The 1,213-nt window shown below is 30.4% G+C and carries 1 protein-coding gene; it reads right to left on the bottom strand.

The features are described 5' to 3' along the window. Nucleotides 1-1,213, bottom strand: a 1,213-nt coding sequence (locus tag CYP84_RS01945; RefSeq protein WP_141089181.1) for a motility associated factor glycosyltransferase family protein, incomplete at both ends; no start/stop codon positions are given.

The raw sequence follows: 1,213 nt of genomic DNA, 5'->3' as shown, positions 1-1,213 counted from the left end.
GTCTATCTATCTTGTTTGATATTTTAATAAGCTGATTAAAGTATTTTTCTTTTATCTCTCCTTTATCTCTCAATGATATAAAGTAGTCTACTTTAGGTGTTATCTCTAAAAACACTTTTTCTATTTGTTCTTTAGCTTGTGTTTGAACTCTTATTTTTTCTTGTATCACTTCATAGGCTTTTATTAAATTTTTATTAGTTACTTTATCACTATCTTTTTTGATATTTGGTAAATTTTTAACCTTTTTACCCTTGCAAAGCTCATTCATGACTTCTAAAAATGGCTTTTCTATGGTTCCATTTATTCTAGCACCACCCTCAGTACAATTATATGATGTTATATTTTCTAGTTTTGCCTGTTCTATATCGTTTTCAAATTGATTTTTAAATAGCGTCCAAACATATGTTGTTCGTACTTCGCCCTCGCCACCATAAGCTGTGATATATAAATTTTCATCTGGTTGCGGAAAATTGTGTCCTTTTGCATGACTTGCTCCATCTTTTCCAAAAGCAAGATCTTGACCTATAAAAACTATATTTTTATGGCCTAATACATAAGCAAGCTGATAAGCCATATTTGCACAACTATGACCTATTCCTAAGTATCCGAATTCCTTAAGCTTAAACATCTTTTCTTCTTTTTGAGGTCTCATAGTAAGCACTAAGCGCCTTGGTAATATATTTTTTATAGTTTGTTTATGAGTAACAGAGGCTACGACAAAATTTATATCATCATCAAATCCAGGATGTCTTTCTTTGAAAAAAGTAGAAGTAGGATCCATTCTTTCAATAGATGTTACGTAGTCAGGCTTTATGCCATTTCTAGCAAGTATGGGGTATGAAGCATCGACACTTATAATACTTACATAAGGTGCAAATTTTTTAAGTGTATTCAGTTGTTTATCTAGGCTTGGTCCAGTAGAGACGATTATTGCAGTGTCAACAAGCCATTTTCTTTTTCTAATTAATTTTCTATAGCAATAATTTGTAAGCATTTGAGGCAAGTTTTCTATATGCTGCCTAGTGCCTATTAATAAATCATCTATACTATTTCCATGTGAAACAACATTTTGAGAAAATGCTTTTACTATATTTTGATTTACCTTTATATAGTCATCTGAAAAGTCATCATAAAAATTAGAGTGAATGATTAAGTTATAGGTTTTAGCGTATACATCTAACCCAGAATGTGATATTAAAAAATAAAACTGAGT

Origin of the sequence: Campylobacter concisus (assembly GCF_002912425.1) — a bacterium.
Classification (GTDB): domain Bacteria; phylum Campylobacterota; class Campylobacteria; order Campylobacterales; family Campylobacteraceae; genus Campylobacter_A; species Campylobacter_A concisus_AH.
The sequence above is the reverse complement of the archived record's forward strand: the minus strand, read 5'-3'. Positions and strand labels throughout refer to the sequence as shown.